Raw genomic sequence first — 17,096 nt, 5'->3', positions numbered from 1 at the left:
CGGGCCGACACCCTGGTGAAGAGGCGGCCTCCCGCGTCGCGTTTCCGGGAGGCCGCCTTGTCCATATCGCCACGGGAGGTCTTCGCGAGCCGTGTCCGGGAGCCGTCGAACGCCCCGACAGGGAGTCAGCCCGAGGGGGTGTTGTAGTTGACGATTCCGTCCATCATGAGGCGACCGCACCGGTCAGAGGGCTGGCCGTGCCCTTCGTCACGACGTCGGGCAGTCTGTGCGCCTCGCCCTCGGTAACCGCCACCATCCCCCAGAACGCGTTGAAGCCCGCGGGAAGAGGCCTCGGCCGGGGCGAGGCGGATCTGGCCGGGGCTTCGACATGTGCCGAACATCGCCCCGTTCCGGAAGCGTTGATCGCGCCGCGGCCGACACAGTGGACGGCTGCTAGCGTTCCGGCGCATGGAAGACGGCGTGTACGTGGGCAATGCGGGCAAGGACGCGACGGTGGACCGGGGATGGCTGCTCGGGCACTTCAAGGAGCACGGCGATCCTCGCCACAGCCACGCCGTCGAGGTCAAATGGGGTGTCCACCCACGTGGTGAGCGACGAGTTCAGTGGGTGAAGGGCGAGGTGCGGACAGCTCTCCTGGTTCTCATCAGCGGCCGCTTCCGCGTGGAGTTCCCCGGTCGTAGCGTGCTGCTGGAAGAGCAGGGCGACTACGTCGTCTGGGGCCAGGGAGTGGATCACTCCTGGGCCGCCGAGGACGACTCCGTGGTGCTGACCCTGCGCTGGCCTTCTGTGTCCGGATACGCCGCACCATAGGAGGCCCGCGAACCTCACGTGCGTCAGAACGGACAGCGAAAAGCCTCCCTTTTGCCCAAACATCTGTGAAACCGGTGGCCGGCGCCCGTTCGGGCATGGAGAGTGACATGGGGTCCCGCACCGCCGACAAAGTGTGGCGCGGGTCACCGTTCACTGCCTAATCGGTATCCATTTATTATTGGCGGAAATGAGTCACCGCAGGGGTGGCCGGAAAAGGCGGACGCTTCCTCAACCGCTCCTCCGCACGCATCTACGCAGTTGTGCGGAGTTCTGGCAAAGGAAAGGCGCTGCCCAGAAGCACGCGCGAAGCGCCGCAACCCGTGAGGATAACGACCCGAAGCCCGGCGTGGGGCGCCGCACTTTTCATACATCGGCTCCGCAAGGGAATTGGCCGCGCCGAATCGCTCGAAAACGGCCATGCCGGGCATACCCGCACGCGATGTGCGTGAACCATTGATCCTTCGGGGGTGCGGAATCCGATTTCCGTGCGTTCTCTTCCCGTGAAGGGTAATCCGTGTCTTCCCCACGAACCGCAGTCACCCGTCACCCGGACAAAGGAACATCTTCCGCCCCCCTGTCGCCGGCGCGGGAGCAACTGTGGGTCATGGCGCGCATGGACGGAGACGCCGGCGCCGCCTACAACGAGCCGATGCCCTTCGACATCCGGGGGCCGCTGGACCGGGACCTGCTCATATAGGCGCTGCACCGGTTGGCGGCCCGGCGCGAGTACGAGATGCTCTCGCCGGCCGTGCGCTCCCTGCTGGACCCGCTCACCGCCCTGCACGACGGCGCCCGGGCCCTGGCCGGTTACACCCCGCCCGCACCACGCTCTGTTCCGAACGGGCCCGGCCGACGGCGTGCCGGTGAGCGCGCGATCGCGGAGCCGACGGCGCCGACCCGGTCGAGGTCGCCCTCGGTCTCTGCTCACGCGAGCAGAGCTGTGAAGATCGGTTCACATGTGCCGTCGCCCGCCCGCCCCGCAACCGCCACCCCGTGCCTACCGACGGAAATCCGCCGAACAGGCGTTGATCGCGGCCGAGTTGGCAGTTCCGGCACGCCCGGGGGTTTCGCCGGTGCCGGCAGCTCGGCGAACTCGTGTCGTCCGAGGTCACACGGCATGTCCTCGGTCGCCGAGGCCTCCACGGGTGCCCGCCCGTTTGTTGACCCGGCTTCAAATCGTGAGCACAAATTCCACACGGCCCCCTCTTCAGACGGGCATTGATGGTCTAGATTGACCGTGCTTCGCATGCTGGGACACGAGGCGACAAATGATGATCTATGGGTCGGTCGATACAGACGGCCAGTGGCAGCGTGTCCGGCGCCAGACGTGGGGGTGATCAACTCCTGGGGCCCGAAAGGGGCTTCGGGTGCGGGGAGCACCCGAGGTCTCGACCGGCTCCCGCGCACCTCGGGAGCCTGGCACGGCATGCAAGTCCGCCGCGACAAGGGCGGGTTGTTCGAGTAGCGCTGAAGTAGCCGGGATGTCATACGCGGGGGGCGGGGGCCACCCGTGGAAGGAACGGCGCGGCGCGGGGAGCCGGGGGGCTTTCCGGGGGCGGAAGCATACGGGGGGAGGGGGCCTCCCGACGGTGGGAACCGTGTCAGGGCACCATGTCGAACCACTGGGGACCGGGGGGTTTCTGTGCGACAGGGGGGACTAGTCGGCCCTTTTCCGTCGGCGCGCGGGCGTCTGGCGGACGGGTCAATCAGCAGGCCGGCGATCGAGTGGGAGCAGCGGTACCGCCGTACCGTGATCATCAGCGATACCGTGGCCACCGCCTTCGTGGTGGCGGGGATCGGCGAATTCTTCGGGGCCCGGGACGCGGCCAACTGGCACGAGAAGTGGGGGATCCTCGCATTCGGCACCGAGCTGCTGGTGCTGTCGGCGCTTGCGGTGGGCCGGTCGTGGGCTCCGGCCGTGCTCGGCCAGGGAGCCGAGGAATTCCGCCGGCTCGGACGCTCACTGTTCGCGGCGACCGTCGTACTGGCGCTCGGCGGGATAGCCCTCACCTCGCGCAACATCAAGCTCTGGATCTTCGTCGCGATCCCCGCGATCGCGCTCGTCACCATGACCGCGCGGTATCTGCTCCGCCTCTGTCTGCACAAGCGGCGGAAGGAAGGGCGGTGCCTGAGACCGGTGCTCGCGGCCGGAAGCCCGGCCACCGTGTGCGACCTGATCAGCCGAACCCGCAAGTACCCGCACATCGGCTGGCGGGTGGAGGCGGTGTGCACGACGGACGGTCGCGGGCTGGACGGTGACGAACTGGACGGAGTGCCGGTCGTCGGCCGGCTGTCGGACGCCGCCAAGCACGTCCGCCACGACGGCTACCGTGTCGTCGCGGTCACACCGGACCCGCACTGGACACCGGAACGCTTGCAGCGGCTGGCCTGGAACCTCGAAGGCAGCGATGCCGAGATGGTCGTGGCCCCGGTGCTGATGGAGGTGGCCGGTCCGCGGCTGCACGTCGACGCGGTGCTCGGGATCCCGCTGCTGCGGGTCAGCCTGCCGACCTTCACCGGGGGCCGCCGGGCGATCAAGGAGGTCGTCGACCGGGTGGGCGCGGCGGTCCTGCTGATGCTGTTCGCGCCGCTGATGGTGGTCGCCGCACTGCTCGTGCTGCTGGACAGCCGCGGCGGGGCCTTCTACCGCCAGCGCAGGGTCGGCAAGAACGGCCGGGAGTTCACGATTCTCAAGTTCCGCACCATGGCCGTCGGGGCCCACCGGGCACGTGCCGAGCTCGCCGACCGCAACGAGGGCGCGGGCCTGCTGTTCAAGCTCCGCCGGGATCCGCGGGTGACCCGGGTGGGAGCAGTGCTGCGCCGGTACTCGGTCGACGAACTCCCGCAGCTTTTCAACGTGCTCACCGGAGCGATGTCGCTCGTCGGGCCGCGGCCTCCGTTGCCGGAGGAGTGCGCCGAGTACGGCCCGGACATCCGGCGGCGGCTGCTGGTCAAGCCCGGGCTCACCGGCCTGTGGCAGATCAGCGGACGCAGCGACCTGCCGTGGGAGGAGGCGGTCCGCCTCGACCTGCGGTACGTGGAGGACTGGTCGCTCGCCCTCGACACAGTGATCTTGTGGAAGACGATGCGTGCGGTGCTCCATGGGCAGGGGGCCTACTGATGCGCGGGGGGCTGCGGCTCAAGGGTTCCGCCGACGAGCGGACCGCAGGCCACAAGGGCCTGCCTGGGGGGAGAAACGGGTCATGAGAGTCAGCGTTTTCGGGCTCGGCTACGTGGGCTGCGTGTCAGCCGCGTGCCTGGCCGGCATGGGTCACGAGGTCATCGGGGTGGATGTGAACCAGGTGAAGGTCGACCTGGTCAACGACGGCAAGGCCCCGGTGGTGGAGGAACGTATCGGCGAGCTCATCGCCGAGGTCGTGCGGACCGGAACGTTGCGCGCCACCTGCGACGTCCGCGAGGCGATCATGGACAGCGAGGTGTCACTGGTCTGCGTGGGTACGCCCTCGGAGCCCAACGGCAGCCTGTGCACCACGTACCTGGAACGGGTCGCCGAGCAGATCGGCGCGGCGCTGGCCGAGCGGGGCGGGCGGCACACCGTCGTGTTCCGCAGCACCATGCTCCCGGGCACCTGCCTGAACCTGCTGGTACCGATCCTGGAGAAGAACACCGGCGGCACGGCCGGGGTGGACTTCGGGGTCGCGGTCAACCCGGAGTTCCTGCGCGAGGGCACGAGCGTGCGGGACTTCTTCGACCCGCCCAAGACCGTCATCGGCGAGCTCGACCCGGCAAGCGGCGACACCGTGCTGACGCTGTACGACGGCTTGCCCGGCGAGGTGTTCCGGGTACCGGTCCCGACGGCCGAGGCGATCAAGTACGCGGACAACGCCTTCCACGGCCTCAAGATCGGCTTCGCGAACGAGCTGGGCGCGGTGTGCCAGGCGCTCGGGGTGGACTCGCACCAGGTGATGGACGTGTTCCTGGCCGACCGCAAACTGAACATCAGCCCCGCCTACCTGCGGCCCGGCTTCGCCTTCGGCGGCTCCTGCCTGCCCAAGGACCTGCGCAGCCTGGTCCACGCGGCACAGCGGGCCGACGTCTCGGTCCCCATCCTCGCCCATGTGCTGACCTCCAACTCCGACCATCTGCAGCGCGCGGTGGACCTGGTCGAGCGCACCGGCAGGCGCCGGGTGGGCCTGTTCGGGCTGTCCTTCAAACCCGGTACCGACGACCTCCGCGAAAGCCCGCTCGTCGAGCTGGCCGAGCGGCTCTTCGGCAAGGGTTACGACATCAAGATCTACGACGCCAACGTGAGCCTCTCCCGGCTGCTCGGCGCGAACCGCGAGTACATCGAGAGCCGGCTGCCGCACCTCGCGCAGCTGCTCGCGGACTCCGTCGACGAGGTGCTCGAACACGCCGAGGTGTGCCTGGTCGGGACCAGGGACCCGGCCGTGCTGTCGGCGCTGCCCCATGGCGAAGGACCGGTGATCGTCGACCTCATCCGCCTTCCCGACGCCGAGACGCGCCGGACCGAACCGGGGTACATGGGCCTTGCTTGGTAACGCAGTCAGCGGCGACGGTTCCGGCCGGCGCGCGCTGATCCTGGTGGAGAACCTGTCGGTGCCCTTCGACCGGCGGGTGTGGCAGGAGTGCACGACGCTGCGCGACGCGGGCTGGGCGGTGCACGTCATCTGTCCGCAGGGGAGCAAACGGGACACGGAGCCGGAGGTGGAGATCGACGGGGTGCGGATCCACCGCTACCCGTTGCGCGCGGCCACCGGAGGGCCGGCCGGCTACCTGAAGGAGTACGGATCGGCGCTGTGGCACACGGCCCGGCTGGCCCGCAAGGTCGGCCCGGTCGACGTGGTCCACGCCTGCAACCCGCCCGACCTGTTGTTCCTGCCGGCCCTGTGGCTGAAGCGGCGCGGCGCACGGTTCGTCTTCGACCAGCACGACCTGGTACCCGAGCTGTACCTGTCCCGGTTCGACCGCGGCAAGGACCTGCTCTACCGCGCCGTGTGCGCGCTGGAACGGCGGACCTACCGGGCCGCCGACGTGGTCCTCGCCACGAACGAGAGCTACCGGGACGTCGCGGTGCGCCGTGGCGGCCGGCGGCCGGAGGACGTCTTCGTGGTGCGCAGCGCGCCCGCGATCGAACGCTTCCAACCGGTGCCGCCGGAGCCGGAGTTGAAGAACGGCAAGCCTCATCTGCTGTGCTATCTCGGCGTCATGGGCCCTCAGGACGGCGTCGACTACGCCTTGCGGGCCCTTGCCGAGCTCCGCGACGGGATCGGCCGGACCGACTGGCACGCGGTGTTCGTCGGCTCCGGCGACGCCTTCGACGCGATGGTGGAGCTGTCCCGGCGGCTCGGGCTCGGTGACCAGGTCCAGTTCACCGGGCGCATCCCGGACGAGGAACTGGTGCGCTACCTGTCCACCGCGGACGTCTGCCTTTCCCCCGACCCGCGCAATCCGCTGAACGACGTGTCGACGATGAACAAGGTCCTCGAGTACATGGCGATGGGCCGGCCGATCGTCTCGTTCGACCTGAAGGAGGCGCGCGTCTCCGCCGGAGAGGCCGCCGTCTACGCGCCTGCCAACGACGAGGCCGAGTTCGCCGCGCTCATCGCGCTGCTCCTGGACGATCCGGAGAAGCGGGCCCGGATGGGCAAGATCGGCCAGGAGCGGGTCAGCGGACCGCTCTCCTGGCAGAACTCGCAAGCGTCGCTGCTCGCCGCCTACGCCGCCGCCTGCCGTGACCACACCCCGGTGTCGGCGGCCGATCCGGTTCGAACAGGGAAGAGGCAGCGCAGTTGAGCGAGGAATCGATACGTCTGGTCACCATCGGGCGGATATTCCGTCGGCGCTGGCGGCTTCTGGCCGTCTTCGCCGTCGTGGGCGCGCTCGTCGGCTACGGCGCCTCGGTGGTGTTTCCGCCGCGGTACACGACGTCGGCGTCGGTCCTGCTGCCCGGGCAGTGGGAAGAGCGCGAGCTGCTGACCCAGGTCGACGTCGCGACCAGTTCGACGGTGGTCGACCGTGCGGCCGCCTCGCTCGGCTGGAGCGGCGTCAGCGGCGCCGAACTGCGGGACCGCGTGACCGCCACGGCCGCCGACGGGAACATCATCAAGATCTCGGGTACCGCCGAGACCCCGAAGCGCGCGCAGCAGCTCTCCGACCAACTGGCCCAGCAGTTCGTCAAGTTCGCCGCGCGGATCGTGGGCGGCGGCACCGACTCCGCGGCTGCCACGGAGTCCGAGGCGCTGCGCAAGCAGGTCGAGGAGACCAACCGCCGCATCACCGACCTGGCCGACGCGGCCGATCCGGGACAGACCGTGGAGGGCGTACAGGCCCGGACGGAGCTGGAGAAGCTGAGCACCTCGCTGGAGGAGGCCATCACGAAGCTGGACGAGGCCGACCCGGCGACCAACAAGGCCGGCATGGTCGTCATGGGGCCGGCGGCCCGGCCGACCGGCGAGGCCCCGCCGACCAGGATCCAGCTCATCGTCGCAGGAGCGCTGCTGTTCTTCCTGCTCGCGGTCATCGGCCACCTCGCCGCCGCACGGATGAATCGCCGACTGCGCACCGAAACGGAGATCGCCGCGGCGCTGGGCTCGACACTGCTGGGCACCGTCGACGTGCCCGGTGAACGGCGCGGCGCGCACCGGCCGGACGGCGGTGGCCGACCGGGCTGGATCCGCCGACTCCTCGGCGTCGGCACCCCGTGGGACGTGCCGACCCCGCAGCGGTCCGACGACGAGGCCGGCCGACGGATCCGCTACCGGCGGGTGTGCGCTCGCCTCCGGGACCAACTGCCCTCTCCCCGGCGGCTGCTGGTGGTCGTACCGGACGGCGACGAGATCGCCCGCCGGGCCGCCGGACAGCTCGTCGCCGAGGCCAAGGGCGATCCGCAGCTGCGGGTGGTGGAGGTTTCGGCGGACCGGCCGATCGTCCCGGACCGCGACACCGAGTCCGGAGCCCTCGTCGTCCTCAGCCCGGGCAGCTGGACCGCGGAGGAGCTCGCCGGGATCGCCGAGGCATGTGCGGACGGCAGGCACGAGGTCCTCGGCATCGTCGTCGCCGACCCGGTCCGCGCCCGTGAGACACGGTCTGCCGGCCCACCTCCGGACGACGCCACACTCGCGCTCGCGGTCCGCGGCCATGCAACGGGAGGTTCAGCGTGACGACGAGCACGACTGCGGAGTCGTCGGCCGCCACTCCGCTTCTCGACCTGCAGGCGCTGGTGGTGGCGGTGCGCAGGCGCCGCCGCCTCTGGTACGCCATGGCGTTGCTCGGCCTGCTGGCCGGCGCCGCGCTGGCGGTCCTGATGCCGCCGTCGCCGACCGCGGTGACCGAAGTGCTGGTCGCGCACGCGGAGGACCAGCCGAACGACACCGGAACCCTGATCCGCACCGACGTCCAGCTGCTGCAGACCACGCAGATCGCCGGCAAGGCCCTGCAGTCCCTCCAGTCTCCGGAGAGACCCGAGGACTTCATGCGGGACTACCGAGGCACCGGCCTGACCAACAACCTGCTGCAGATCACCGTGACAGGCGACAGCGACGCCCAGGCGGTGGCCCGCGCCAAGGCGCTGGCCGACGCGTTCGTCGCGGACCACGTGCAGCGGATGCGGAAGACCGCGCAGGCCGAAGCCCAGGCCCTGCTCGACCAGCGTGACCGTATGCGGGACGAACTCGCCCAGGTCAACAAGGAGATCGGAGGCCAATCGGCGGACAGCGACCCGAAAGCGTCGGCGAGCCTCGAGTCGCTCTTCGCCCGCCGCGCCGAACTCAACTCGCGCATCGCCGACTTCGACGAGCGCGCCGCGGACGCGCGGACCGGCACACCCCAGGTCGTCGCCGGCACGCAGATCGTGGACAACCCGCGCGCGCTGCGGCACTCCCTGCCCAAGGCCCTGGCCACCGACGCCGCGATCGGGCTCGTCCTCGGGCTCGTCCTCGGGCTCGCGCTGGCCGCGGTCGGCACGGTGGTGGCGGACCGCCCGGTGCTGCGCCGGGACATCGCGGCGAACCTCGGCGCCTCGGTCATCGCGGAGCTGCCCCGCCGGAAGGGAAGGCCGTGGCAGCGCCGCCGCACCCGGTTGACCCGCGAGCGGCTCACCGCGACCCTGGCCCGCACCACGCGCGGCTCCACGGAACCGGTGTCGCTGCTGGAACTGGGCTGCGCGCGCAGCACGAGCGTGCTCGCCCTGGACCTCGCAAGGACCGTGGCGGCGGAGGGACCGGTGACCGTCATCGACGGCCTGCCCCGCCCGCAGCTCGCGGGCCGACGCCAGAAGCCGGGAGACCCGACCGTGGTCGGCGGCGAGCGTGCCGCGACCCTGTCACCTCAGGAGCGCCGGATCGGCGTCGGCTCGGTGGCACCCGGCACGGCCTGGACCGACCTCCGGTACCTAGGCACCCGGACCGTGCTCGTGGTGCGTGCCGGACACGGCAGCGCCGCCTGGCTGCACACCGTGGCGCGACAGCTCGCGGACCAGCGCATTCCGGTGATCGGTGTGGTTCTGATCGACCCCGATCCGCGCGACCGGACCGACGGCACCCTGTGGGACGGGCTGGGGACCGCGCTGCGCGGCCGGAGCGAGCCGCCGGCCCGGCAGGCGGGGGCGGCGGCCCAGCGGCGGACGGAGCGGCAGCCGGTGTGGGCCGCCCGCGGCCCGGACAACGACCAGGAGGTGCGGTAGGACATGTGTGGCATCGCAGGCACCTACCGATGGCCGGACGGAAAGGTCGTGACCGACCGGCTCACCGACACCCTCGCCCACCGCGGTCCGGACGGGGCGGGCAGGTACAGCCACCCCGTACGTGACGGCGAAGTGCACCTCGGGCACCGCCGGCTGGCCATCATCGACCTGTCCGACACCGGCGCCCAGCCGATGGTCTCGGACGGCCTCGTCCTGACGTACAACGGCGAGCTGTACAACGCCCCCGAGCTGCGTGCCGAACTGGCGGCCACCGGGGTGCGCTTCCGCGGTACCTCCGACACCGAGGTACTCCTGGAGGCCTGGCGGCGCTGGGGCACGGACTGTCTGCCCCGGCTGCGCGGCATGTTCGCGTTCGGCGTCTTCGACGAGCGCACCGGTGACCTGGTGCTCGCCCGCGACCAGCTCGGCATCAAGCCGCTCTTCCTGCTCCGGCGCGGCGGGGGCCTGGTGTTCGCCTCCGAGCTCAAGGCACTCGCCGTCGCGACCGGTCGGTCGCTGGAGGTGGACCACGCGGCGCTGGTGGCCTCGCTGCTGTACTACTGGGTGCCGGACTCACGGTGCGCGTTCCGCGAAGCGGAGAAGCTGCCGCCGGGGAGCTGGCTGAGGTGCCGGCCCGACGGCCGGGTGGAGCGCGGCCGGTTCTGGAACCTGAAGGACGTCGCCGCCGAGGGCCGGGAGCGGGTCCTGGCCGGCGAGCAGCCGGACCTGGCGGCCATCGTCGAGGAGTCGACCCGGCGTCACCTGCTCTCCGACGTACCCGTGGCGACCTTCCTCTCCGGCGGCCTCGACTCCAGCTACCTGACCGCCCTGGCCGCCCGCCACCAGCCGGGGATCTCCGCCTACACGATCGGGTTCCGCGCCGAGGACGCCAGGTTCGAGGCGATGCCGGACGACCTGCGCTACGCCCGGCAGGTGGCCGAGCGGTTCGGCGTCGACCTGCACGAGATCGAGATCGCGCCGGACGTGCTCGACCTGCTGCCGCGGATGACGTACCACCTGGACGAGCCGATCGGTGACCCTGCCGCGATCAACACGTACCTGATCTGCTCGGCCGCGAGAGAGGCCGGGGTGAAGGTGATGCTCTCGGGGATGGGCGCGGACGAACTGTTCGCCGGTTACCGCAAGCACCTCGCCAACCTGATCGCGCTGCGCTACCAGCGCGTCCCGCGGCCCCTGCGGCGTGGGGTGTCCGCGGCCGTGGACCGGCTGCCGGTCGCCACGGCCCGCCGGGGGTACCGGTCGGTGCGGTTCGCGAAGCGGTTCCTCTCCTTCGCCGATCTGCCCGAGGAGACCGCCTTCCGGCGCAGTTACACCATGTACGACCAGGACGAGTTGCTCGCCCTTCTCGACCCGGACCTGGCCGGGACGGTCCAGGACGTGCTGACCGAGCACGCGGACGTCTACCAGGACAACGACCTCGACGACTTCGTCAACCGCATGTGCCTCACCGACGCCCGGATGTTCCTGCCGGGCCTGAACCTCACTTACACGGACCGCTCCAGCATGGCCGCCTCGACCGAGGTACGCGTGCCGTACGTGGACGTCGAGGTGGTCAGGGCGGCGTTCGCCGTGCCCGGCGATCGCAAGATCGTCGGACGGCAGGGCAAGGCCGTCCTCAAGGAGGCGGCCACCTCGATCCTGCCCCGGGAGATCGTGTACCGGCCCAAGGGCCTGTTCAGCGCCCCGCTGCGGGCCTGGATGAGCCGGGATCTGGCACCGCTGGTGCGCGAGGTGGTCGACGACGGTGTGCTCGTCAGTTCCGGGTTCCTGCGCCGGGACGCGCTGGCGCGCATGGTCGCCGAGGACGCCGCCGGGCAGCGGGACTTCTCCAAACATCTGTGGCACGTACTGACCCTCGAGTACTGGTATCGCGACGCGACCTCTGGCTCCGCCCAGAGCACTCGGTCGACGGCTTAGGAATCAGGAGTTCCGGTGAAGCAGGTTGTACAGAACTACAAGAGCGGCGAGCTGGCGGTGCTCGACGTTCCGGTACCGGGGTGCAAGCCGGGCGGAGTGCTGGTCCGCAGCGCCTACTCGCTGATCTCCACCGGGACCGAGCTCATGAAGGTGTCCGAGGCCGGCATGTCGATGCTGGGCAAGGCCCGCTCCCGGCCGGACCAGGTGGCCAAGGTCATGCAGAGCGTGGCCACCAACGGGGTGCCCGCCACCTACCGCAAGGTGATGGGCAAGCTGGACTCCTACACGCCGCTGGGCTACTCGCTGTGCGGGGTCGTCGAGCAGGTCGGCGCCGGCATCGACGACGTGAAGGTCGGCGACCTCGTGGCCTGCGCCGGCAACGAGCACGCGCTGCACGCCGAGTTGAACTGGGTGCCGAAGAACCTCTACACCCCGGTGCCGGACGGTCTCGCGCCGCGCCACGCCGCCTTCGGCACCGTCGGGTCGATCGCGATGCAGGGCGTCCGCCAGGGCGAGCCGCAGCTCGGCGAGGTGGCCCTGGTCATCGGCCTCGGCCTGATCGGGCAGCTGGTGGTCCAGCTCCTCGGCGCCTCCGGGGTCCGCGTCGTCGGCGTCGACCCGGACCCGACGCGCTGCGAACTCGCGGAGCGCCTGGGCGCCGCGGCCTGCGGCGACCCCGCGTCCGCGGCCGTGGAAGCCGCCGTCGCCGAACTCACCGACGGGCACGGCGTGGACCAGGTGTACCTGGCCGCCGGCGGCGGCAGCAACCAGCCCGTCGAGCTGGCCGCCCGGCTCTGCCGGGACCGCGGCCGGGTCGTCGACATCGGCAAGTGCCGCCTGGACCTGCCGTGGAACGCGTACTACGAGAAGGAACTCGACGTCCGGTTCTCCCGCAGTTACGGCCCCGGGCGTTACGACCCGGAGTACGAGCTGGAAGGACGCGACTACCCGATCGGCTACGTGCGCTGGACCGAACGCCGCAACCTCGCGTGTTTCCTCGACCTCGTCGCCCGCGGCAGCGTCGACGTGGAGCCCCTGGTCTCCCACGTCGCCGACTTCGACGACGCGGTCGACACGTACCGGCGGCTGAAGGACGGCGAACTGAAGGCCGTGGCCGTGCTGTTCCGGTACCCCGAACCGGCGGCGGAAGGGGAGGCGGCGGCCCCGTCGGTGGCCGTGCCCGCGGTCACCCGCAGCGGGGGACCGTCCGCCCCGGCCCGGGCCGCCAAGTCACCGGTACGCCTCGCATTCCTCGGCGCCGGAAACTACGCGACGTCGATGCTGCTGCCACATCTGGCGCAGCGCGACGGCGTCGAGCTGTCGACCGTCGTCACCACGACGGCGCTCTCCGCGGCCAACGCGCAGCGGAAGTTCGGCTTCGCCGACGCGACCACCGACCTCGACGCCGTGCTCGGCGACAAGTCCGTTGACGCGGTGTTCGTGGTCACCCGGCACAGCTCGCACGCCGAACTGACCCGCAAGGCACTGCTGGCCGGCAAGACGGTGTTCGTGGAGAAGCCCCTGGCCCTCACCGAGGACGAACTGGCCGGGGTGCTCGCGGCGGTGGAGGAGTCGGGCAACGACCGGCTCCAGGTGGGCTTCAACCGGCGGTTCGCGCCGCTGCTGCAGGAGGCCAGAGAACGGTTCGGCGTCCGGACCGGGCCGGCGAGTCTGCGCTACCTGGTCAACGCCGGCCGGCTGCAGCACGGCAGCTGGTACCTCCAACAGGGCACCGAGGGCTCGCGGTTCGCCGGCGAGGGCGGCCACTTCATCGACACGGCGAGCTGGCTGCTCGAGGCCGACCCGGTCTCGGTCTACGCGGTGGCCACGTCCGGCAACGACGACCTTCAGGTCGTGCTGCGCTACCCCGACGGCTCCACGGCCACCATCAGCTACGTCACCACCGGCGCGCCCGGCTTCCCCAAGGAGACCCTGGACCTGGTCGCGGACGGCAAGGTGCTGCGGCTCGACGACTTCGTCCGTGCCTCGGTCCACGGCCCCAAACGGTGGGTCAGTTCACGGCTGCCCAAGGCCCGGGACAAGGGCCAGAACGCCGAGCTGGCCGCGTTCATCAAGGCCGTGCGGACCGGCGGCCCGATGCCGGTGCCGCTCGAGTCGCTGGTCGCGACCACGGCGGCCACCCTCGCCGTGCGGACCGGCCTGGCCGGCGGTGCGCCGGTGACGTTGGCGAGGGCACGATGACCATGAGCGCGGGCTGGTACCTGCGGCGGCTGTCCCGGATGGGGCCGCGCGAGGTCGCGGGCCGGGCGGGCGACACGCTGCGCAGACGGCGGTGGCGGTCCGCCCCACCGGACTGCCCGAGCGTGACCGGCGCCCGGTTCACCGCGGTACTGCCCGCCGGGATGATCGCCGCGGTGCCACCGGACGCCGCGAAACGTCTCGTCGCCGAGGCGGACCGGCTGATGTACGGTCACGTCGAGTATTTCGGGGTGGTCCGCGACGACCTCACCGACCCGGACTGGTGGTGCGACCCGAAGACCGGGCGCCGGGCTCCGTGGGGCTACGCCTTCGACGTGCCGTACCGCAACGAGGACGCGGTCGGGGACATCAAGCAGATCTGGGAGCTGTCCCGGCACCAGTACCTCACCGTGCTCGCCGCCGCCTACGCGGTCACCGGGAACGAGCGGTACGCCGAGCGCGTGGCCGAGCATCTGCGGTCGTGGTGGACGGCCAACCCCCCGCTGCGGGGCGTGCACTGGATCAGCGGCATCGAGCTGGGCATCCGGCTGCTGTCCTGGGTGTGGATCCGCCGGCTGCTCGACGACTGGCCGGGTGCGGCCGGACTGTTCGAGGACAACCCGGTGGCGCTGAACCAGATCTGGCACCACCAGCGCTGGCTGGCCGCCTTCCCCAGCCGGGGGTCCTCGGCGAACAACCACGTCATCGCCGAGGCCGCCGGGCAGCTCGCGGCGGCCTGCGCGTTCGGCTGGTTCCCCTCCTCGGGGCGCTGGCGAGCCGACGCGCTGCGGTCGCTGGAGCGGCACCTGCGCGGCAACACCTTCGCCTCCGGTCTCAACCGCGAGCTGGCCACCGAGTACCACGGACTCGTGCTGGAACTCGGCCTGGCCGCGGTGGCCGAGGCGGATGCCGCAGGCGTGTCCGTCCCCCCGTCCGTCCGGCTGGTGCTGCTGCGGATGACCGACGCCCTCGCGGCCGTCGTGGACAGCCGGCTCCGGCCGCCGCGCCAGGGGGACGCGGACGACGGGCACGGTCTGGTCGTGGACGGCTCGGGCACCGACCGCTGGGCGTCGCTGCTTGCCACCGGCGACGCCGTGTTCGGCCGGCTCGCCTGGTGGCCGGCGGTGACCGGCACCGATGTGCGCACCCCGCTGCTGGCCGCGCTCATCCGGCCGTACCCGAAGGACGGAACCGCACCGGCCGCGTCCCGCCCCACTCGCCGGCCGGCCCACTTCGCCGACGCGGGGCTCACCATCCTGCGCGGACCCGGAGAGATCTGGTGCCGCTGCGACGGCGGTCCGCACGGCTTCCTGTCCATCGCCGCGCATGCCCACGCGGACGCGCTGTCGGTGGAGGTCCGGCACGACGGGGTCGACGTGCTCGCCGACCCGGGAACGTTCTGCTACCACGGGCAGCCCGCGTGGCGGCAGTACTTCCGGTCGACCCTCGGCCACAACACGCTGCAGTTGGACGGCGTTGACCAGTCCGTCTCCGGCGGCCCGTTCCTGTGGACCCGGCACGCCCGCACCCGCGTCCTGGCCGCGGACACCTCCGGCGAGGACGTGGCTCGCTGGTGTGCCGAGCACGACGGGTACCAGGGCGCCGTGCATCGCCGTCGGGTGGAGCTGACGGCCGCGAGCCAGGAGCTGAAGGTGGTCGACGAGGTGCGCGGTCCGTACCGGGCCGTGCAGTTGGCGTTCCACCTCGGCCCGGCGATCGCCGCGGACCTGGTGGGGAACCGGGCGGTGCTCACCTGGATCCGGGACGGCGAGGGGCGTTCCGCGGTGCTCGACCTGCCCGGTCAGCTGTCCTGGCGGGCGCATCGCGGCGAGACCGACCCGCCGCTCGGCTGGTACTCCGCGGGATTCGGGCGCAAGGAACCCACCACGACGCTGGTCGGCACCGGCACCGGCACCGCCGACGGCGCGGACGGGTTCACCACCGTGCTCAGGTTCCGCGGCTAGGGGGACGCGTGGGGATCAAGAGGCGGCACTGGGCGTGGGCGGCGGCACCGCTGGCGCTGGCCCTGCTGACGGCGACCGGCTGCGAGAGCACGTCGGGCGCCCCGGCAGCGCGGCCGACCGCCGCGCCGTCCACGTCCACGTCCGCGGCCCGAGCCGTGGCCCGGGTGTGCGCCAACCCCGCGGCCGGGCCGGCGAAGGCACCGGCGGGCGCGGTGACGGTCGACCCCGCGGTGGTCGGTGACCTGGCGTCGAAGACCAAGAGCAGCCCCGCGAACACCACGTTCTGGCTTCGACCGGGCAAGCACCGGCTCGACCCGGACCGCTACGCCCAGGTCATCCCCAAGAAGGGGGACCGCTACCTCGGTGCGCCGGGCGCGGTGCTCGACGGCGGGAAGAAGAACCAGTACGCGTTCGCGGGCACCGCCCGCGACGTCACCATCCGCTACCTGACCGTGCAGCATTTCGTCGCACCGCAGAACGAGGGCGTGGTCAACCACGACTCGGCCGACGGGTGGGTGATCGAGCACGCGACGATCCAGGACAACTCCGGGGCGGGGCTGATGGCCGGCGCCCACCAGAAGGTCCGCGCCAGCTGCCTGCGCGACAACGGACAGTACGGAATGAACGCGTACAAGGGCGGTGGCGGTATCAGCGACCTGGTGGTCGAGGACAACGAGATCGTGGGCAACAACACCGACGACTGGGAGCGGCGGCAGGAGGGCTGCGGCTGCACCGGAGGCATCAAGTTCTGGGCCGTCGACGGCGCTGACGTACGCGGCAACTGGGTGCACGACAACCGCGGAGCGGGGTTGTGGGCGGACACCGACGACAACGACTTCCTCATCGAGAACAACGTGCTGGAGGCCAACGACGGTGCCGCGCTGATCTACGAGACCAGCTACAACGCGGTCATCCGGAACAACACGATCCGGCGGAACAACTGGGTCGAGGGCCGCAGGTACGCCGACCGCGGCGACAACTTCCCCTACGCGACCGTCTACCTGTCCGAGTCCGGCGGCGAACCACGGATCCCGGCCCGCACCGACAAGATCAAGATCTACCGGAACGTGCTGGAGAACAACTGGTCCGGGATCACCCTGTGGGAGAACGCCGACCGCTTCTGCAACAGTCCGGCCAACACCTCGTCCGGTGACTGCACGCTGCTGGTGAAGAACGCCGACCGCTGCGCGAAGCCGGCGATCGCCAAGGCACCGCTCTACGCCGACTGCCGGTGGAAGACCCAGCGGGTGGACATCCACGACAACCGCTTCGTGCTCGACGAGTCCGTGGTCAGGTGCACGCAGATGTGCGACCGCATGGCGGTGCTGTCCAACTACGGCACCTACCCGGACTGGTCGCCGTACAAGGGCGAGAAGGTGGCTGAGGCGATCACCCACAGGCAGGACAACCGCTGGCACGACAACGTCTACCTCGGACCGTGGAAGTTCGTCGCCTACGACCCGAGCCGGGTGCTCGAGTTCGCGGAGTGGCAGGGCACGGACTACCGGCAGGACGCGGGCAGCACCCTGGACCCACGGGCCGGTGGTTGAGATGGACACACG

10 protein-coding genes are annotated in these 17,096 nt (G+C 71.0%); all 10 read left to right on the top strand.

The genetic code is table 11. From position 1 onward, the window contains the following. Positions 1-408 precede the first annotated feature (408 nt). On the top strand, positions 409-771 hold the full coding sequence (locus ACZ4N4_RS36990) for a signal peptidase I (RefSeq protein WP_365793256.1): 363 nt from the start codon (positions 409-411) through the stop codon (positions 769-771). 1,642 nt (positions 772-2,413) lie between these two features. Further along, positions 2,414-3,892, top strand: a complete 1,479-nt coding sequence (locus ACZ4N4_RS36985) for a sugar transferase (protein ID WP_467597155.1) — start codon at positions 2,414-2,416, stop codon at positions 3,890-3,892. A gap of 82 nt (positions 3,893-3,974) precedes the next feature. Next, positions 3,975-5,291: a nucleotide sugar dehydrogenase gene (locus tag ACZ4N4_RS36980; RefSeq protein WP_453563852.1), complete on the top strand. Its 1,317-nt coding sequence runs from the start codon at positions 3,975-3,977 to the stop codon at positions 5,289-5,291. Further along, positions 5,281-6,546, top strand: a complete 1,266-nt coding sequence (locus ACZ4N4_RS36975; RefSeq protein ID WP_467597152.1) for a glycosyltransferase family 4 protein — start codon at positions 5,281-5,283, stop codon at positions 6,544-6,546. The genes ACZ4N4_RS36980 and ACZ4N4_RS36975 overlap by 11 nt, the downstream gene beginning before the upstream one ends. Beyond that, complete coding sequence (locus tag ACZ4N4_RS36970) at positions 6,543-7,913, top strand: YveK family protein (RefSeq protein WP_467597149.1); 1,371 nt, start codon at positions 6,543-6,545, stop codon at positions 7,911-7,913. The genes ACZ4N4_RS36975 and ACZ4N4_RS36970 overlap by 4 nt, the downstream gene beginning before the upstream one ends. Further along, positions 7,910-9,433 carry a Wzz/FepE/Etk N-terminal domain-containing protein gene (locus ACZ4N4_RS36965; protein WP_467597147.1) on the top strand — a complete coding sequence of 508 codons (1,524 nt, stop codon included), beginning with the start codon at positions 7,910-7,912 and terminating at the stop codon, positions 9,431-9,433. The genes ACZ4N4_RS36970 and ACZ4N4_RS36965 overlap by 4 nt, the downstream gene beginning before the upstream one ends. A gap of 3 nt (positions 9,434-9,436) precedes the next feature. Next, positions 9,437-11,371 carry an asparagine synthase (glutamine-hydrolyzing) gene (gene asnB / locus ACZ4N4_RS36960; RefSeq protein WP_453563862.1) on the top strand — a complete coding sequence of 645 codons (1,935 nt, stop codon included), beginning with the start codon at positions 9,437-9,439 and terminating at the stop codon, positions 11,369-11,371. A gap of 15 nt (positions 11,372-11,386) precedes the next feature. After that, a complete protein-coding gene (locus ACZ4N4_RS36955) occupies positions 11,387-13,573 on the top strand; it encodes a bi-domain-containing oxidoreductase (protein ID WP_467597143.1) in 2,187 nt (728 codons plus the stop codon). After that, positions 13,570-15,534: a heparinase II/III family protein gene (locus ACZ4N4_RS36950; RefSeq protein WP_467597140.1), complete on the top strand. Its 1,965-nt coding sequence runs from the start codon at positions 13,570-13,572 to the stop codon at positions 15,532-15,534. The genes ACZ4N4_RS36955 and ACZ4N4_RS36950 overlap by 4 nt, the downstream gene beginning before the upstream one ends. A gap of 8 nt (positions 15,535-15,542) precedes the next feature. Further along, positions 15,543-17,084, top strand: a complete 1,542-nt coding sequence (locus tag ACZ4N4_RS36945; protein ID WP_467597138.1) for a right-handed parallel beta-helix repeat-containing protein — start codon at positions 15,543-15,545, stop codon at positions 17,082-17,084. Positions 17,085-17,096: the final 12 nt, after the last annotated feature.

It is taken from the genome of Streptomyces sp. NPDC026538 (genome assembly GCF_055567535.1).
Note: the sequence above shows the minus strand (reverse complement) of the source record. Positions and strands in the feature narration are given on the sequence as shown.